This is a genomic window from Enterobacter sp. B79-1, assembly GCF_057444735.1.
Window position 1 is genome coordinate 237,677 of sequence record NZ_JBYAZJ010000005.1, and the last position, 17,316, is coordinate 254,992.

General features: G+C 56.1%; 15 protein-coding genes. 6 read left to right on the forward strand and 9 right to left on the reverse strand.

Going from position 1 to position 17,316, the window contains the following annotated elements; all coding sequences use genetic code 11:
- Positions 1–9: 9 nt before the first annotated feature.
- A complete protein-coding gene (gene lplT / locus AC2T6E_RS15910) occupies positions 10–1,203 on the reverse strand; it encodes a lysophospholipid transporter LplT (protein ID WP_108416345.1) in 1,194 nt (397 codons plus the stop codon).
- A complete protein-coding gene (gene aas / locus AC2T6E_RS15915; RefSeq protein WP_486692452.1) occupies positions 1,196–3,355 on the reverse strand; it encodes a bifunctional acyl-ACP--phospholipid O-acyltransferase/long-chain-fatty-acid--ACP ligase in 2,160 nt (719 codons plus the stop codon). The genes lplT and aas overlap by 8 nt, the downstream gene beginning before the upstream one ends.
- A gap of 623 nt (positions 3,356–3,978) precedes the next feature.
- On the opposite strand from aas, the gene galR reads away from it, so the two are divergent.
- Positions 3,979–4,995: an HTH-type transcriptional regulator GalR gene (gene galR / locus AC2T6E_RS15920; RefSeq protein ID WP_010435148.1), complete on the forward strand. Its 1,017-nt coding sequence runs from the start codon at positions 3,979–3,981 to the stop codon at positions 4,993–4,995.
- Here the strand turns inward: galR and AC2T6E_RS15925 are convergent.
- The 4 genes from AC2T6E_RS15925 to AC2T6E_RS15940 all read right to left on the reverse strand — a co-directional run bounded on the left by AC2T6E_RS15925 (position 4,956) and on the right by AC2T6E_RS15940 (position 9,040).
- Positions 4,956–5,432: a GNAT family N-acetyltransferase gene (locus AC2T6E_RS15925; RefSeq protein ID WP_454539404.1), complete on the reverse strand. Its 477-nt coding sequence runs from the start codon at positions 5,430–5,432 to the stop codon at positions 4,956–4,958. The two genes, galR and AC2T6E_RS15925, sit on opposite strands and share 40 nt — an antisense overlap.
- Positions 5,429–6,202: a GntR family transcriptional regulator gene (locus AC2T6E_RS15930; RefSeq protein ID WP_010435154.1), complete on the reverse strand. Its 774-nt coding sequence runs from the start codon at positions 6,200–6,202 to the stop codon at positions 5,429–5,431. Before AC2T6E_RS15930 ends, AC2T6E_RS15925 begins: the two co-directional genes overlap by 4 nt.
- Positions 6,203–6,279: 77 nt before the next feature.
- Positions 6,280–7,707 (reverse strand): glycoside hydrolase family 1 protein, encoded by a 1,428-nt coding sequence (locus tag AC2T6E_RS15935; RefSeq protein ID WP_454539405.1) that lies wholly within the window; start codon positions 7,705–7,707, stop codon positions 6,280–6,282.
- A gap of 7 nt (positions 7,708–7,714) precedes the next feature.
- Positions 7,715–9,040: a PTS sugar transporter subunit IIC gene (locus tag AC2T6E_RS15940; RefSeq protein ID WP_454539406.1), complete on the reverse strand. Its 1,326-nt coding sequence runs from the start codon at positions 9,038–9,040 to the stop codon at positions 7,715–7,717.
- Positions 9,041–9,340: 300 nt separating this feature from the next.
- Between AC2T6E_RS15940 and AC2T6E_RS15945 the strand changes: the two genes are divergently transcribed.
- Entirely contained in the window at positions 9,341–10,378 is a 1,038-nt protein-coding gene (locus tag AC2T6E_RS15945; RefSeq protein ID WP_089601134.1) for a LacI family DNA-binding transcriptional regulator, read from the forward strand.
- Here AC2T6E_RS15945 and lysA read toward each other — a convergent pair.
- On the reverse strand, positions 10,348–11,610 hold the full coding sequence (gene lysA / locus AC2T6E_RS15950; protein WP_214594581.1) for a diaminopimelate decarboxylase: 1,263 nt from the start codon (positions 11,608–11,610) through the stop codon (positions 10,348–10,350). The two genes, AC2T6E_RS15945 and lysA, sit on opposite strands and share 31 nt — an antisense overlap.
- Before the next feature lie 125 nt (positions 11,611–11,735).
- Here lysA and AC2T6E_RS15955 point away from each other — a divergent pair, with 125 nt between their 5' ends.
- On the forward strand, positions 11,736–12,662 hold the full coding sequence (locus AC2T6E_RS15955; RefSeq protein WP_108416340.1) for a LysR family transcriptional regulator: 927 nt from the start codon (positions 11,736–11,738) through the stop codon (positions 12,660–12,662).
- Here the strand turns inward: AC2T6E_RS15955 and AC2T6E_RS15960 are convergent.
- Complete coding sequence (locus tag AC2T6E_RS15960; protein WP_010435169.1) at positions 12,657–13,349, reverse strand: aspartate/glutamate racemase; 693 nt, start codon at positions 13,347–13,349, stop codon at positions 12,657–12,659. The genes AC2T6E_RS15955 and AC2T6E_RS15960 overlap by 6 nt on opposite strands.
- Positions 13,350–13,486: 137 nt before the next feature.
- Here AC2T6E_RS15960 and AC2T6E_RS15965 point away from each other — a divergent pair, with 137 nt between their 5' ends.
- Positions 13,487–13,810: a cupin domain-containing protein gene (locus tag AC2T6E_RS15965; protein WP_108416339.1), complete on the forward strand. Its 324-nt coding sequence runs from the start codon at positions 13,487–13,489 to the stop codon at positions 13,808–13,810.
- A 37-nt stretch (positions 13,811–13,847) separates the two neighbouring features.
- Here AC2T6E_RS15965 and wzz(fepE) read toward each other — a convergent pair whose 3' ends face one another.
- On the reverse strand, positions 13,848–14,990 hold the full coding sequence (gene wzz(fepE), locus AC2T6E_RS15970) for an LPS O-antigen length regulator Wzz(fepE) (RefSeq protein ID WP_108416338.1): 1,143 nt from the start codon (positions 14,988–14,990) through the stop codon (positions 13,848–13,850).
- Positions 14,991–15,529: 539 nt separating this feature from the next.
- On the opposite strand from wzz(fepE), the gene AC2T6E_RS15975 reads away from it, so the two are divergent.
- Together AC2T6E_RS15975 and AC2T6E_RS15980 are read left to right on the forward strand one after the other, a co-directional pair.
- The gene (locus AC2T6E_RS15975; protein WP_486692459.1) at positions 15,530–16,420 is read left to right on the forward strand and encodes a carbohydrate ABC transporter permease; all 891 of its coding nucleotides are present in this window, start codon (positions 15,530–15,532) and stop codon (positions 16,418–16,420) included.
- Complete coding sequence (locus AC2T6E_RS15980; RefSeq protein WP_089601124.1) at positions 16,413–17,315, forward strand: carbohydrate ABC transporter permease; 903 nt, start codon at positions 16,413–16,415, stop codon at positions 17,313–17,315. The genes AC2T6E_RS15975 and AC2T6E_RS15980 overlap by 8 nt, the downstream gene beginning before the upstream one ends.
- Position 17,316 lies beyond the last annotated feature (1 nt).

Consider the following 17,316-nt stretch of genomic DNA (forward strand, 5'->3'; position numbering starts at 1 on the left):
CTATACTTATCAACGCCGACGTTGCCAGACCCATAGCCCGGTAATCGCCAGCGCAAACAGCGCGCCAAACCCGACGCCAATGGCCACCACCGGTACACCCACTTTGACCGCCAGCGAATAAAGGCCCAGCATCAGCAGCATCGCCACGTTTTCGCCAAGGTTTTGCACGGCAATGGCATTTCCGGCCCCCACGGTCTGCTTTCCGCGCTCCTGCAAAAGCGCATTCAGCGGCACCACAAAGAAACCACCCAGTATACCAATCAGGATAAGCAGCACGTACGCTGGCAACAACGCATGCTGAAGCGAGAAGAACAGCACGCCGACACCGATTAAAATCCCTGCAGGCATACAGCGCGCAACGGTCTCAAGCGTGACCAGTTTCGCCGCCGCCCCTGCCCCGACGACAATCCCAACGGCGACCATTGCATTCAGGTAGGTTGGCGTTGCGTTGTCGGTGATCCCCAGCGCCATCGGTACCCACAGCACCAGCAGGAAACGTAGCGTGACGCCCGCCCCCCAGAACATGCTGGTTCCCATCAATGAGAAACGCGTTTCACCGTTGCGCCACAGTACGCGGCAGGCGTTAAAGAAGCTGCCGGTCATCGGCCCGAAACGCCAGGACTGACCCGGACGCGCCACCGGCAGTCTGGGAATAAACAGGTTCGCGACAACCGCCCCGCCGTACACCACCGCACAAACGCCCAGAGCCGCCAGCACATGCCAGTCCGCCAGTACACCGCCCGCCACGGACCCGAGCAAAATCGCCGCGATGGTAGAGGACTCCATCAGACCGTTGGCTTTCACCAGCTTATCGCCCGTCGTCAGCTCGCCCAGGATGCCATACTTCGCCGGAGAGTAAGATGCCGCGCCAATGCCTACCAGCGTATAGCCGATAAACGGGTTGATACCAAAGCAGATGCTTGCCGCACCCAACAGCTTCAGGCCGTTGGCGAACATCATCACCCTACCTTTAGGGAAGCTGTCCGCCACCTGCCCCACAAACGGCGCGAAAATAATGTAAGCACCCACAAACACCATCTGCAGGATCGGCTGGCTCCAGTCGGGGTAAAACTCGGCCTTGAGCAACGCCAGCGTGGCAAACAGCAGCGCGTTATCACCGAACGCAGAAAGAAACTGCGCGGCGATAACCGCCATCATGCCCTTCGACCGGAGTGAGTTGTTAGCCTGTGCTGACTCATGCATTTTGCTGTTCCGCCTCTTCCACCATGCCCTTGAGGGTCACGAAATCGGGCTTACCGCTGCCCAGCACCGGAAGCTGTTTGAGGTAGCGAATATCACGCGGCACGGCCAGTTCAGGGATACCATGCTCGCGCGCATGCTTAAGCAACGCGTCACGCTTAAGCTCACTGTCCGTGGTGAAGAGCACCAGCGCCTCACCTTTATTCGCATCGCTCTTCACAACCGTGGCGTGCAGTTTGTCAGCGGAAACCGCTGTTGCCAGCATCTCCACCATTTCAAGGGAGACCATTTCGCCCGCAATTTTAGCGAAGCGTTTTGCACGTCCCTGGATCTGCACAAAGCCCTGCTCGTCGAAGCGAACAATATCACCCGTGTCGTACCAGCCGGTCTCAACGTCCCCGTTGACGTTTTCCGCCGTTGGCGCTTCGAGCACGCCTGGGTTTTCTACGCGAAGATAGCCGTTCATCACGTTGGGTCCTTTCAGCTGCAGGCGCCCCCCCTCTTCAATCCCCGGTACGGCCAGCAGGCGCGCATCCATCCCCGGCAGAATGCGGCCAACCGTCCCCGGTTTCGCCGCCATCGGCACGTTGATAGAGACCACCGGCGCGCACTCCGTGACGCCGTAGCCTTCCAGAATGCGCAGGCCAAACTTGTCCTGCCAAATCTGCCGCGTGCTGTCCTGCAGTTTTTCCGCACCGGCAACCACATAGCGCACGCGGAAGAAATCATACGGATTGGCAAAGCGCGCATAGTTGCCAAGGAACGTTGAAGTGCCGAACAGCACGGTACAGTTACGGTCATAAACCAGCTCCGGCACAATGCGGTAGTGCAGCGGGCTTGGGTAGAGGAATACTTCAGCACCGGTGAGCAGCGGCGTAAAGAGACCGACGGTCAGGCCGAAAGAGTGGAACAGCGGCAGCGCGGACATAAAGCGATCGTTAGCGGTAAAGTCGGCAATCGTTTTGATCTGCTCAACGTTCGCCAGAATGCTTTTGTGGCTGTGGACGACGCCTTTCGGGTTGCCCTCAGATCCAGAGGTGAAAAGGATAATCGCATCATCTTCCGGCTGCTGTTTGACCTGCGCCAGGCGAGGCGCGAGCAGGTGAGCAAAAATCCATAGCTTGTCGAGCGTCGTGACGTCCGCTTTCAGATCTTCCAGGAAGACCCAGCGTACCTGGGTAAGCTGCTCCGGCAGGTGCCAGAGCTTGCCTTTTTCCAGGAACTGACGGGAAGTAAAGACGGTATTAATCTGGGCGGCAGTGATGGCGCTGGTAAGCCCTTTCACACCCGCCGTGTAGTTCATCATCGCCGGAATACGCCCGCGAGAAACGGCACCAAAAATCACCGCCGCGCTGATCCCGGCGTTAGGCAGCATCAGGCCAATTTTTTCGCCCCGCTTGCTGTACTTCTCAAGAATACGGCCCACGAACAGGGTTTTGGTCAGCAGTTTGCGATAGGTGTCCGGGGTGAAGTTGATGTCTTCAATGCAGTTTTTCTTCGCGCCGTAGCGGTACTGCGCCGACAGCAGAGATTCGTACAACGTCTCGCGCGGACGGACGGCCATGCGCGCTTCCATCATTATCTGATGGAGCATTTCACCGGCGATTTTACGACGATCGCGCGCGCGCGGCGCTTCCGGCATAGGGAGCGTTGTGGGCGGCAGAATATGCAGGGTAATTTTGGGGAACAGGCGCTGCTTCACTAACCCTTTCAGGCGGCTGAAATAGGTCAGTTCTGCTCCATCAATGCGCAGCGGCACCACGGTGGCCAGTGACTTCGCCGCGACAAAACCGGCCCCGTCATAAATTTTCATCAGCGAACCGGTCACGGAAATTCTCCCCTCGGGGAAAATGACCACCGGACGCCCCTGCTCAACCAGACGCACCAGATGTTTGATCATCATCGGTTTTGTTGGGTCGAGCGGGACAAAATCAATCAGCGGCGCCAGCCAGCGCATGTACCATTTTTGGCTGATGGAGCTATAGACCGCAAAGACTGGCCGCACGGGTAAAAACAGCGCCAGCAATATGCCATCAAGAAAAGAAACGTGGTTCGGCGTGATAAGAACACGTTCGCCATAAAGTGCCTGCGCATCGCCCGTGACGCGGAGACGGAAGAGAATACGGAACAGTGTGCGGAAGAACCCAAAAAGCATTTCAACTCCCTTTGCCAGCCAGAATGAAGGGTTGATAGTAAATGGTGGCAGATTACACGAGAAGTGGGGAGGGAGCGACAGCAAAAACGGAGGCGAAAAAAAACCTGCGCATCCGCGCAGGTTGGTGCAAGAGATGAGTACGAAACCGTACTAAGAATTCTCACCAATCAATACCTCTGGGATCTTGATTGTGGCTGTTCACCCGGCGCTTCGCCAGTGAGAAAACGCAAGTGAATGAGCCTAAGTGCAACCAGGTGTGTATATTCTCTTTTGCTGTTACAGGTTGAACTTACAGGCAAAAAAAACCTGCGTATAAACGCAGGTTGGTGTAAATCGTGTTAATCAACCGGAGTTGATTCCACCTATCAATACCTCTGGGATCTCGACTCTATCAACCCCGACATTGTCCTCGCTACCGGACAATCGCAACAGCCTGAGGCAAAGTGTAACTAAAGGTTCGGATTAACATTATTTTGACACGTCTTCCCGTGTAACGATTACACGACCAGGGGTGTTCTGCGTCACGTTTGGCGAGGGTGTTACCCCGCTCCCCTTGAATGCGTGCCGCTTTTCCGTAACACTAGTTAGTGTGTAAACGCTTACCCCTAATAAGAAGGTAATAAATGGCGACAATTAAGGATGTGGCTCGTCTGGCTGGTGTTTCTGTCGCGACCGTCTCCCGCGTGATCAATAACTCTCCTAAAGCCAGTGACGCATCACGCCAGGCCGTGCAGGACGCCATGGAAAACCTGAATTATCACCCCAACGCCAATGCGCGCGCCCTTGCGCAGCAATCTACCGAAACCATCGGGCTGGTCGTGGGCGATGTGTCCGATCCGTTTTTCGGGGCGATGGTTAAAGCAGTTGAGCAGGTTTCTTACCAGACGGGTAATTTTCTGCTGATCGGCAACGGCTATCATAATGAACTCAAAGAGCGCCAGGCCATTGAACAGCTGATTCGTCACCGCTGTGCCGCCCTGGTGGTTCACGCGAAAATGATCCCCGATGCCGAACTCATTCATTTGATGAAGCAAATGCCCGGTATGGTGATCATCAACCGCATCATTCCCGGTTTCGAAAAGCGCTGCGTGGCGCTGGATGACCGCTACGGCGCCTGGCTTGCCACGCGACACCTGATTCAGCAAGGTCATACCCGAATTGGCTACCTGTGCTCAAACCACCCTATTTCCGACGCGGAAGATCGTTTGCAGGGCTATTACGACGCGCTACGTGAAAATGGTTTGCCGTGTAACGACCGGCTGGTGGCGTATGGTGAACCCGATGAAAGCGGTGGCGAGCAGGCCATGACGGAACTGTTAGGTCGCGGACGAAATTTCACGGCGGTGGCCAGCTATAACGACTCGATGGCCGCAGGGGCAATGGGCGTGTTAAATGACAACGGCATCGAGGTTCCGGCAGAAATTTCGCTGATTGGCTTCGATGATGTGCTGGTGTCTCGCTACGTGCGCCCGCGTCTGACGACAGTGCGTTACCCCATTATCACCATGGCGACGCAGGCCGCCGAGCTGGCGTTAGCGCTGGCTGAACAGCGCCAGCCGCCGGATATTACGCATCTGTTCAGCCCGACGCTGGTGCGCCGTCATTCCGTTGCGTCTCTTGCAGAAGCACAGAGCGAATAACGGTAGAGGTGAACCTGCGTATTCGGGTATTCCAGCCCATCGCCAATGTACTGCCAGCCGAAGCGTTCGTAGAAGTCGCGGCATGCAGACCACAGATGTAGCTCGGTGTACCCGGCCTGCGCGGCATACGCAATAACATGCTCCTGAAGCTTCCCCGCGAGTCCTTTTCCTCGCGCCGCCTCATCCACGTACAGCGCCGCCAGCCAGGGATAAAGATCCTGACGCGTGATGAGATCGCAGCGCCATAATCCGACGGTGCCCAGAAGCCGTTCATCCTCAACGGCAATAAACGTCAGCGGCAGCGCGCCGGGTGTCTGGCTGTGATCGATAACGCTCTGGAAAAATTCACGCGGCAGGCCGTCACCGAAGGCCCGCCAAATCCAGTCGATCGCCTGCTCCGCAAACTGCGGCGCGGCGTACAGCGGCAGGATCGTCATACCAGTTTCCCCTGGAACAGCGGAACAGATTCAAACAAATAGCCGTCGAAATCCGGCGCATCTTCATCCGACAGCTCCAGCAAACTCTTTTTCACGTTTTCCAGATGCTGGAACATGGCCTGCCACGCGCCCATGACGTCGCGACGGCGCAGGGCTGCAAGGATGGTCTGCCGGTCGCCCAGCCATTTAAGGCGATACGCGCGGCTGGCGATGTGGACGTTAAACTGCTGCCACAGCGGGCTGCTGTCCATGTGATGCCAGATGCTCTCGACGGTCGCCAGCAGCATCTGGTTTTGCGTCGCCCCTGCCAGTACCAGGTGGAACATCTTGTTGTTGTCCTGGCTGCGATCGTCCGCGGCGATGGCCCGCTGCTCCTGCTCGATAATGCGGCGCAGGTTATCGATATCCGCGCGCGTTGCCATTTTGGCGGCAAAGGCGGCGATGTTGCTTTCGAGGAGCTGGCGCGCCTGTAAGATCTCAAACGGGCCAACGTCGCTATTGAGGAAGCGTTCTTCCTCGTTTTCATGTTCTTCAGGAATACGCATCACGTAGACGCCGGACCCCTGGCGAATATCCACCGTGCCCTGTAACTCCAGCATCAGCAGCGCCTCACGCACGATAGTGCGGCTTACGCCGTAGGTCTCGGCAATGTTGCGCTCCGGCGGCAGGCGCGACCCAACGGGATAATGCCCCTGGATAATTTGCGCCCGTAAATCCTCGCCAATTTCCTGGTACTGTTTTTTTTCCGGCAGGATGACAGCCTTATCCACGTTTTCACCTGTGTTTTTCAGTTAAGCGCAGGCCGGGCGTCCTCCCGGCCAGTTTGTGCGCTATTTTATCAGAATGCCTACTTCCATTCATCGTCAACGCTGAGCGTCAGCACGCGCTCATCGCGCAGCTGACGGAACCAGGTGGCCGATGTTTTCGCGCGGCGGGCGCGGTTGTTTTCGAGGTCGATTTCAATTAACCCATAGCGGTTTTTGAAGGCGTTCATCGGCGAGACGTTATCGGTAAAGGCCCAGAGCATATAGCCGTGGCAGTTTGCCCCCTCCTCGCGCGCCAGCAGCGCGTAGTAGAGGTGCTCGCTGATAAAATCGATGCGGTACGTATCGTCGATAACGCCGTCACGATTGCGGAACTGGGCTTCGTTTTCAACCCCCATACCGCTCTCCGCCACGAACCAGTCGATATTGCGGTACTCCTTTTTAATCCGCATCGCCATGTCATAGATAATGCGCGGATAAATCTCCCAGCCGCGGGATCTGTTCATCCGCCGCCCCGGCAGCTCGAACGGCTCGTAGTAGTACGCCGGGTGGAACGGCGTCTCCGGGTGCCAGGCGCGGGAAGGCGCTTTCACCCGGTGCGGGTAATAGAGGTTGATGCCCAGCTCGTCCACGGTGTTGTCAGCAATCAGCGCCAGCTCTTCCGCCGTGTAGTCCCATTCAACCTGATGCTGCTCAAGCAGGGTAACGAGTTCCTGCGGGTAGCGGCCGTGCACCAGCGGGTCGAGGAACACGCGGTTATAAAACAGATCGTAGATCTCCGCCGCCCGCACGTCGTGTGGCGCGCGGGAACGCGGGTAGGTCACTTCCGGGTTGAGAATACAGCCGACGGAGCCGTCATATCCCTTTTCCCGGAATAGCTTCACGACCTTCGCCGTCGCCAGCACCTTGTGGTGATTCCACTGCATCCACGTACCGGTGTTCTGCTCGTACGGCCAGCGCAGCGCGTCCAGGTAAACGCGGGTCTGCACCACGATCGGCTCGTTGAAGCTAAACCAGCGGGTGACTTTGCCGTGGTAGCGGTCAAACACCTTTTCCGCGTAGCGGACAAACAGCTCAACCACATGCTTCGACGCCCAGCCGCCGTATTTTTCAAGCAGCGCGCCAGGGAGCTCGTAATGCTCCAGGCAGATCATCGGTTCGATGCCCTGACGAAGCATCTCATCGAACAGCGCGTCGTAATACGCGGCGTACTCTTCATCCACCGTCGCGTTTTCATAGTCGGTCAAAAAACGCGACCAGTTGATGGAGGTGCGGTAGTGCGTCAGCCCCGCCTGCTTCATCAGGGCCACGTCCTCGCGAAAGCGGTTGATAAAATCGGTCGCCACCGCCGGGCCGTAGCCGTTATGCCAGACGTGACGATCGTTCTTGTACCAGAGATCGATCCACGAATCCTGACCCGGTTTTTTACCGCTCCAGCCCTCGGTTTGCCAGGCTGATGCCGCTGCGCCCAGAATGAAATCCTGCGGTATCGTAATCTGTTTTGTGCTCATCACGTCCTCATACGTTATCGGTGGCTTGCTTCAACGCGGACTGCTCCGCACGGCGTGAGGCAATTTTCACAAACGGCAGATAGATAATCACCGCCGTCACAATGCAGATAAGCTGGGTGATCACCGCCCCCATCGAGCCTGCAGTAGAGAGCCAGGCGTTAATCAGCGGCGGCGTGGTCCACGGCACCATCACCACGGCTTTGCCGGCAAAACCGGTTACCGTCGCAAAGTAACCGATGGAGCCCGTCACCAGCGGGGTAATAATGAACGGAATGGCAAGGATCGGGTTGAGCATGATTGGCATACCGAAAATCACCGGCTCGTTGATGTTAAACAGGCCAGGACCGATGGAAAGCTTGGCGATCTCCTTCATCTCTTTGCGTTTGGTGGCAATCATCACCGCGATCAGCAGACCGATAGTGAGCCCTGAACCGCCAATGCTCATATACACATCCCAGAACGGCATGGTGATGATGTTTGGCACCTCTTTGCCCTGCTCGAACGCGCTCATGTTGACAGTGATCGCCCCCAGCAGCAGCGGCTCGCGGATCGGCTTGATCATCTGGTTGCCGTGAATGCCGATCACCCAGAACAGCTGGGCGACAAACATCAGCAGCAGAATGCCCGGCAGGCTTTGCACAACGCGCTCAAGCGGCTGCTGCACCACCTGATAAACCGCGTCGTAGAGGTACATGCCGGTAAGCTGGTGGAATACGAAGCCAAAGGTGGCAATGGCGGTGGTGGTGATAATGGCTGGGATCAGCGCGGAGAACGACGCCGCCACGTTAGGCGGCACGGTGTCCGGCATTCTGATTTTCAGCCCCTTACGGTTCTCCAGCCAGCAGTAAATCTCAACCGACAGAATGGCGATAAACATGCCGAGGAACAGGCTGCGCGTATCGGAGAACTGGCGCAGCAGCACGTCTTTCACCACATGCATTTCGCCGTCCACCAGCATCTCTACGGTGGTCGGCGTGACGCAGATAAAGCAAATCACCGCCAGCAGGCCGGGGAACAGCGATTTAATGCCGTTAATGCGCCCCAGCTCAATACCAATCAGGAACACTGCGCCGATATTGAGGAAGTTCAGCGTGGCGTAATTGAGCGCGCTGGTAATCGGTTTTAGCGCAGCGAGAAATGACAAAGACTCAAAGCTCGCCAGGCCATTTTTCGGATCCAGCACCATGTTGGAAATAAGCACAGAAAATGCCCCAACGATGATGACCGGCATTAAGGTAATAAAGGCAGACTTGATCGCCATGATATAGCGATAGCTGTTGAATTTGGTGGCAAAACTGCCCAGAGCGTCAATCAGTTTTTCCTGTAATGCCATAGGGTAATACCTCAGTAAAAGGGCTTTTATTGAATAAGGTGTACAGCCGGATACTATTGGCATACCAAAAATAGCTTCACGCCCCGATTTGTTCTGTGATTAAGCTCTCAACGCGACGTCCGGTATTCCAGATTATGATTTATGACTGATTTGGCATACCACTTACAGCCATTTGTCCTGACCTGATGGATCGTTACTGAAAAGCGTGATCCTGGTGGGCGTTTTGCCCTTCCCGCGTCGCTTATGCGCCGGATGGTCTGTGTTAAACTGCATGCCATTACGTGGAAGCAGGAATTTCGAATGGCAACAATGCTGGATGTCTCACTGCGTGCGGGCGTGTCAAAGGCCACCGTCTCGCGCGTGCTGAACGGCACGGGTCAGGTTAAAGAGAGTACGCGTCAGCAGGTGTTCGCGGCGATGGAAGAGCTGGGCTATCGCCCAAACTTTCTCGCGCGTTCGCTCGCCAACCAGACCAGCAACAGCATTGGTCTGGTGGTCTCCACCTTCGACGGATTTTACTTCGGCCGCCTGCTGCAGCAGGCCTCCCGACAAACAGAAACGCACGGTAAACAGCTGATCGTGACCGACGGTCACGACGCGCCGGAGCAGGAAGAGCAGGCGGTACAGATGCTGGCGGATCGCCAGTGCGATGCCATCGTGCTGTACACCCGCTACATGAGCGAAAAGGCGATCATCAAGCTGATGAACAGAGTGCAGACCCCGCTGGTGGTAATCAACCGGGAGGTCAGCCAGGCGGCGGATCGCTGCGTCTTCTTCGAACAACAGGATGCGGCATTCAAAGCGGTAGATTACCTGATAAGCCAGGGCCACCGGGAGATCGCCTGCATCACCGTTCCTATCCACACCCCAACCGGAAAAGCGCGTCTGATGGGCTACCGCAAGGCGCTGGAAAAGCACGGTATTCGGCTGGACGAGCGGCGGATTAAATACGGCGATGCGGGAATGACGCGCGGATATGAGCTGTGCAAAGCGTTGATTGAGGAAAAGGTACCGTTCAGTGCGCTGTTTGCCTGTAACGATGATATGGCACTGGGCGCGTCCAAAGCATTACACCAGGCCGGGCTGAAGATCCCGCAGGATATTTCGCTGTTTGGGTTTGACGATGCGCCAAGTGCAAAATGGCTGGAGCCTGCGCTCTCATCGGTGTATCTGCCGATTGACAACATGATCGTCACGGCCATCGATCAGGCGATCCGGCTGGCAAAAAACCAGCCGGTCGAAGCGATCCCGCCGTTTACCGGCACGCTGGTATTGCGGGACTCGGTGACAACGGGGCCGTATTTTACTCAGACGAGTTCTAACGCCAGCAGTTCCTGAATGGTCTGGCGGCGGCGAATCAGTCGCGCCACGCCGTTATCAAACAGCACTTCCGGCAGCAGCGGGCGGCTGTTGTAGTTTGAGGACATCGACGCGCCGTACGCCCCGGTGTCGTGCAGCACCAGATAATCACCCGGCTTCACTTCTGGCAGCGCGCGCGTTTCCACTTTGCCGCCCTCCTGCTGGGTAAACACGTCGCCGGATTCGCACAGCGGTCCCGCCACGACGGTGTCTACGCGCGGCGCGTTAATCAGATCGCGACCGTCCGCAGCGAGCGCCGTGATGTGGTGATAGCTGCCGTACATAGACGGACGCATCAGATCGTTAAAGCCTGCATCAATCAGCACAAAGTGACGGCTTCCCATCTCTTTCACGCTACGCACCTGTGCCACCAGCACACCGGCTTCCGCCACCAGGAAACGCCCCGGTTCGATCTCCAGTTTTACCGGATGGCCCAGATGGGCAGCAATTTTGTCGCGCGCCGCACTCCACAGTCCGTAATAGTGATCGGTATCGATCGCCTCTTCCCCTTCACGGTAAGGAATGGACAACCCGCCGCCTGCGGAGATCGCCTCCAGATCCTGCCCGAAGTCGAGCACCTGGCGCACCATCGCACCGCACACCTGCTCAAGGTGACCATAATCCACGCCTGACCCAATGTGCATATGGATCCCCACCAGCTTCAGGTTATAACGCTGCAATACCTCCAGCGCGGCAGGCATATCGGCATACCAGATGCCGTGCTTGCTGTTTTCGCCGCCGGTATTGGTTTTTTGGCTATGACCGTGGCCAAAACCGGGGTTCACGCGCAGCCAGACGCGGTGGCCGGGAGACACCTGACCCAACTGTTCCAGCATATCCACAGAACCGGCGTTGACCGGGATCTGCAGCTCATGCACGCGCGCAAGCGTCGCGTCGTCGATCACGTCGGCGGTAAAGACAATTGCGTCACCGTCGGCTTTCGGATCAAACCCGGCCGCCAGCGCGCGCTCAATTTCGCCAAGAGAAACGGAGTCAACCTTTACCCCCAGCTCGCGCATCAGGCGCAGAATATGAATATTCGAGCAGGCTTTCTGGGCAAAACGCACCACGTCGAACTGATGCAGCGCGGCGATCTTCTCGCGAACGATCTGCGCGTCGTAGACCCACACCGGGCAGCCGAATTCGGCAGGCAGGCGCAGCAGGTTATCGGCGTTCAAATCAGTGTCTGTCTGGTTCAGCGGGCGTGGCATGGTTATCTCCGGGGTATGAATCAATTTTTATGATTACGCCACAAAACGAAGGGAATAAAAAATATCGTTTTATCCCGACTCTATGCAAAAATGATATGGAACCCTCACCCGCTTTCAGGTGCCCTATGCCCGCCGTTAACCTACGCCACATCGAGATTTTTCACGCCGTGATGACCGCCGGTAATCTCACGGAAGCCGCACAGATGCTGCACACTTCGCAGCCAACGGTCAGCCGTGAGCTGGCGCGTTTTGAAAAGGTGCTGGGGCTTAAGCTTTTTGAACGCGCGCGCGGCAGGCTCCACCCGACGGTGCAGGGATTACGTCTGTTCGAAGAAGTCCAGCGCTCGTGGTACGGGCTGGACAGGATCGTCAGCGCGGCGGAGAGTTTGCGGGAGTTTCGTCAGGGCGAGCTTTCCATCGTCTGCCTGCCCGTCTTTTCCCAGTCGTTTCTGCCGACGCTGCTGCAGCCGTTTCTGGCCCGCTATCCTGAGGTCAATCTCACCATTGTTCCGCAGGAGTCACCCCTGCTTGAAGAGTGGCTTTCCGCCCAGCGCCACGATTTGGGCCTGACGGAAACGCTCGCCACACCCGCAGGCACCGAGCGCACGGAGCTGCTCTCGCTGGATGAAGTTTGCGTCTTGCCCGCCGGGCATCGGCTCGCCTGTAAGGCCGTGCTGACGCCTGCAGATTTTCACGGGGAAAACTACATCAGCCTGTCCCAGACCGACAGCTACCGTCAGCTGTTGGATACGCTGTTTGCCGAACATCAGGTGAAACGGCGGATGGTAGTGGAAACGCACAGCGCGGCGTCAATATGCGCCATGGTGCGCGCGGGCGTGGGCGTAGCGGTCGTCAATCCCCTCACGGCGCTGGACTATGCCGGAAGCGGGATCGTCATCCGCCGGTTTAGCGTGTCGGTTCCCTTCACCGTGAGCCTTATTCGCCCCCTGCATCGTCCGGCTTCGGCGCTGGTGGACGCTTTCACCGGGCATTTGACCGAGCACGCGCGTCAGGTGGCGCTTCGCTTACCTGACCTACAAAACGCCCTATGACAGCATAAACTCGACGGCATCGGCGGCGTGAATGGCCGCGGTGTCGAACACCGGAATGGCGCTACGCTCGGCCGGCACCAGCAAACCGATTTCCGTGCAGCCGAAGATCACCCCTTCCGCTCCCTGCTGCGCAAGCCTCTCGATGACGCTGAGGTAGTACGCGCGGGACGCTTCGCTGAAGGTGCCGAGACATAGCTCGTCGAAGATGATCTGATTGATGCGCGCCCGGTCAGCCTCGTCCGGGATCAGGCTTTCAATGCCGAACTCACTGCTCAGACGGCCGCGATAAAAATCCTGCTCCATCGTATAGCGTGTGCCCAGCAGCGCCACGCGCGACATCCCGGATGCACGAATCGCGCGCCCGGTCGCATCCGCGATATGCAGGAACGGCAGCGAACTGCGGTCTTCGATATGAGATGCCACTTTATGCATGGTGTTGGTACAGAGCAAAATGCCTTCCGCCCCCGCACGCTCCAGCCCCAGCGCCGCCTGCGCCAGGATCTCCCCGGCTTTATCCCACTCGCCGCTCGACTGGCAGGCTTCGATTTCATGGAAATCGACGCTGTGCAGCAGCAGGCTCGCGGAGTGCAGGCCACCCAGACGCTGTTTCACCCCTTCATTAATCAGGCGGTAATAGGGGATGGTCGATTCCCAGCTCATCCCACCCAACAGGCCGATCGTTTTCATGCATCCCTCCTAATGTGTTTCTGCCAGTGAAGCAAACTTGTGATCCTCTTTCCACTTCTTTGTCGCGTCATTTCTTTTTATCGCAGGGTGAGATAAGTTAAATGAAACATTGTTTCATTACATAACGGAGCGGAGAGATGTTTATTTTCCACAAAGAGACCACGCTTGAGGATCTGGGCAATGGCGTGACGCGGCGTATTCTGGCGCACGATGGAAAGATGATGGCGGTGGAGGTCAATTTTGAGCAGGGTGCGATTGGCCCGATGCACAATCACCCGCATGAACAGCTTACCTATGTGCTCTCCGGGGAGTTCGAGTTTACGATAGGTGCAGAAAAGCAGATCGTGACGGCGGGCGATACGCTCTATAAAGCGCCGCACGTGATGCACGGCTGCGTTTGCCTGAAGCCCGGTACCCTTCTGGATACCTTTACGCCGGTGCGCGACGATTTCCTGAAATAAAAAAAGGCGCTGAATCAGCGCCTTTTTAATATCGTCGTTACTCTGTTGCTGGCGTTACGGCCGTTATCGGTTCTGGCAGCGGATTACGCGAGAGCATTGCCTCACGCAGCAGCACGCTGCCGCAGGCAAACAGGCCGCCCAGAATCCCTGCCAGCAGCACAATCAGGGCTTTGCCCGGACCGTCTTTTTTCACCGGCAGTGACGGTGAAAGCTGATACCTGAAGGGCTCGAGCTTCACGTCTTCCACTGACAGTTTTTGCAGCTGAGCCAGATAAAATTCACGGTTCTGGAAATCCGCATTCAGCTCGGCCACGTCCTTCAGATTCTTTTCAATCTGCAGCTTTTGCGCAATGCCGTCAGCCCCCAGCGCCACGGAGTAGTCAGGATCGTCTTTTACCGCCTGCCCGTTGCTGTAAACCGGCTTCTTAATGCCTGCCGCGTTTGCCACTTCCAGCGAATAGTTAAGGCGCTGCAGGTTGGTGTTGTGGATATTGGTCAGACGCACGCGATCCAGCTCCAGCTGCTGCTGAACGACTTTCGTTTTCAGCGTGATCTGGTTACGGATATTTTCCATGGTCTCCTGCTCAACGATGCGGGAGATATAGTTGATGTAACCTTCCAGAACCGTCTGCGCGTCTCCCGCCGTCGGGGCGGTAAAGCTCAGCGTCCATGAGGTGTACGGCGCTTTGTCTGCGTCTTTAACCTGCGTGTTATCTGTCGCTTTCATTTTCTCAGCAATATTCACCACCGCGCGATGCAGCTCCAGCGGGTCTACCTCGGTGCCTTCCAGCTGAGACATCACGTACGGGGAGGTTTTCATGTACTCTTCGAGCAGCGACTGCGACTGAAACTTTTTGATGAACAGGTTAAACACGTCTCCATGGCTCACCTTCGCGTCGACGTCCAGCACCTGCAGCGTCACCATCATCTGGCGCAGCGTGTTCCACTGCGTCTGCTCGGCCGGCGTGATCACGGCTTTACTGGTCCATTTTTGCGGGATTAAAAACGCAATGGCCAACCCTACCACGGCGAACGCCAGGACGATCGTCACAATACGTTTTTTGGCTGCCAGAAGTACGTCTAACAACCCCAGGAGATCTATCTCTTTAGTGCTTACCGCCGGAGTGGCATAACGGGGAAAATCGAGGTCCGTGTTTTTCTTGAAATCCATCGCTGACATAACCGTTCTTCTTTTTGGAGTGCAGTAAATTTCTGCCTGATTGGTTGCAGTGGTCGGATGATACAAGAAAGTAAGAATAATCTGAACGCCAGATTGATCTATCTGTAGACCGACTATCAGATTTAGTAGGAAGTTTCTAAGCGGTATTGTTCTTATTAATCATTCGGTTTCTTCCCCCTCCTTTCCTTACTGTCGGGTGCGATTGTGTGAAATAGCGCAAAAATGCCACTCTCATCACCTTATTGAAACAGCGTTTCGACGCCGATCACATTTCCATCATTAAGCGAATGACGCAGAAATAAATAGCAATAATATAAAATAAAACGTTGTTTTAGTATTCAAGAACACCGGTTCGTAAGTTTTGAAACCTGACCGTGACGCATTAAGGCAATGCCCATAAAAGGCTTAAAAAACATAATGTAAAAAGAAAAGACCAACACATCACCTGACATATTTCCTCTCATGCTGAGCAGGGCAAGCGCGAGAAAGTTGTAACAAACCAGATTCCGTTTTAACCATTGATCGCCAGGTAGGTATGTATGAATGAAAACAAGCTGCTGGGGTTAGCGTGGATATCTCCCTACATCATCGGGTTGATACTCTTTACCGCCTTCCCCTTTGTTTCATCGTTTTTCCTCAGTTTTACGGATTACGATTTAATGAGTCCGCCGGTGTTTAACGGCATTGAGAACTATCGCTACATGTTTACCGAAGACACGCTCTTCTGGACATCCATGGGCGTGACCTTTGCTTACGTATTTTTGACCATCCCGTTAAAGCTCGCGTTCGCATTAGGGATTGCGTTTGTTCTGAACTTTAAATTACGCGGCATCGGCTTCTTCCGTACGGCCTACTATATTCCGTCCATCCTCGGCAGCTCCGTGGCTATTGCCGTTCTGTGGCGCGCGCTGTTTGCCATTGATGGCCTGCTGAACAGCTTTATCGGCGTGTTTGGTTTCGACCCGGTGAACTGGCTCGGCGAGCCGTCGCTGGCGCTGATGTCCGTTACCCTGCTGCGCGTCTGGCAGTTCGGCTCTGCGATGGTCATCTTCCTGGCCGCGCTGCAAAACGTTCCGCAGTCGCAGTATGAAGCGGCGATGATCGACGGTGCATCCAAATGGCAAATGTTCACAAAAGTGACGGTGCCGCTGATTACGCCGGTGATCTTCTTCAACTTCATCATGCAGACCACCCAGGCGTTCCAGGAATTTACCGGACCGTACGTGATCACCGGCGGCGGGCCAACCTACTCGACCTATCTGTTCTCGCTCTACATCTACGACACCGCGTTCAAATACTTCGATATGGGCTATGGCGCGGCGCTGGCGTGGATCCTGTTCCTGGTGGTGGCCGTCTTTGCCAGTATCGCCTTTAAGTCGTCGAAATACTGGGTGTTCTACTCCGCCGATAAAGGAGGCAAAAATGGCTGATATTCAGGAACTCTCCACGGCAAGAAGCGTTGCAGAGCGCGAAGTCGCCCGTACGCTGCGCAGAGAGAAAATCAACGCCAGCATTCGCTACGCGATCCTGCTGATTGTCGGCCTGCTGATGCTCTACCCGCTGGTGTGGATGTTCTCGGCCTCGTTCAAACCGAACCACGAGATCTTCACCACCCTGAGCCTGTGGCCTGCCCATGCCACCTGGGACGGCTTTGTGAACGGCTGGAAAACCGGGACCGAATACAACTTCGGCCATTACATGCTCAACACCTTTAAGTATGTGATCCCGAAAGTGATCCTGACCATTATCTCGTCTACCATCGTGGCGTACGGTTTTGCCCGCTTCGAGATCCCGTGGAAGAAATTCTGGTTCGCCACGCTCATCACCACCATGCTGCTGCCCAGCACCGTGCTGCTGATCCCGCAGTACCTGATGTTCCGTGAAATGGGCATGCTTAACAGCTATATGCCGCTGTACTTGCCGCTGGCCTTCGCCACGCAGGGGTTCTTCGTCTTTATGCTGATCCAGTTCCTGCGCGGCGTGCCGCGTGACATGGAGGAAGCGGCGCAAATTGACGGCTGTAACTCCTTCCAGGTGCTGTGGTACGTGGTGGTGCCGATCCTGAAACCGGCCATTATCTCCGTCGCCCTGTTCCAGTTCATGTGGTCGATGAACGACTTTATTGGGCCGCTGATTTACGTCTACAGCGTGGATAAATACCCGATTGCACTGGCGCTGAAAATGTCCATCGACGTCACCGAAGGTGCGCCGTGGAACGAAATTCTGGCAATGGCGAGCATCTCCATTCTGCCATCCATCATTGTCTTCTTCCTGGCACAGCGCTACTTCGTACAGGGCGTCACCAGCAGCGGAATTAAAGGTTAAG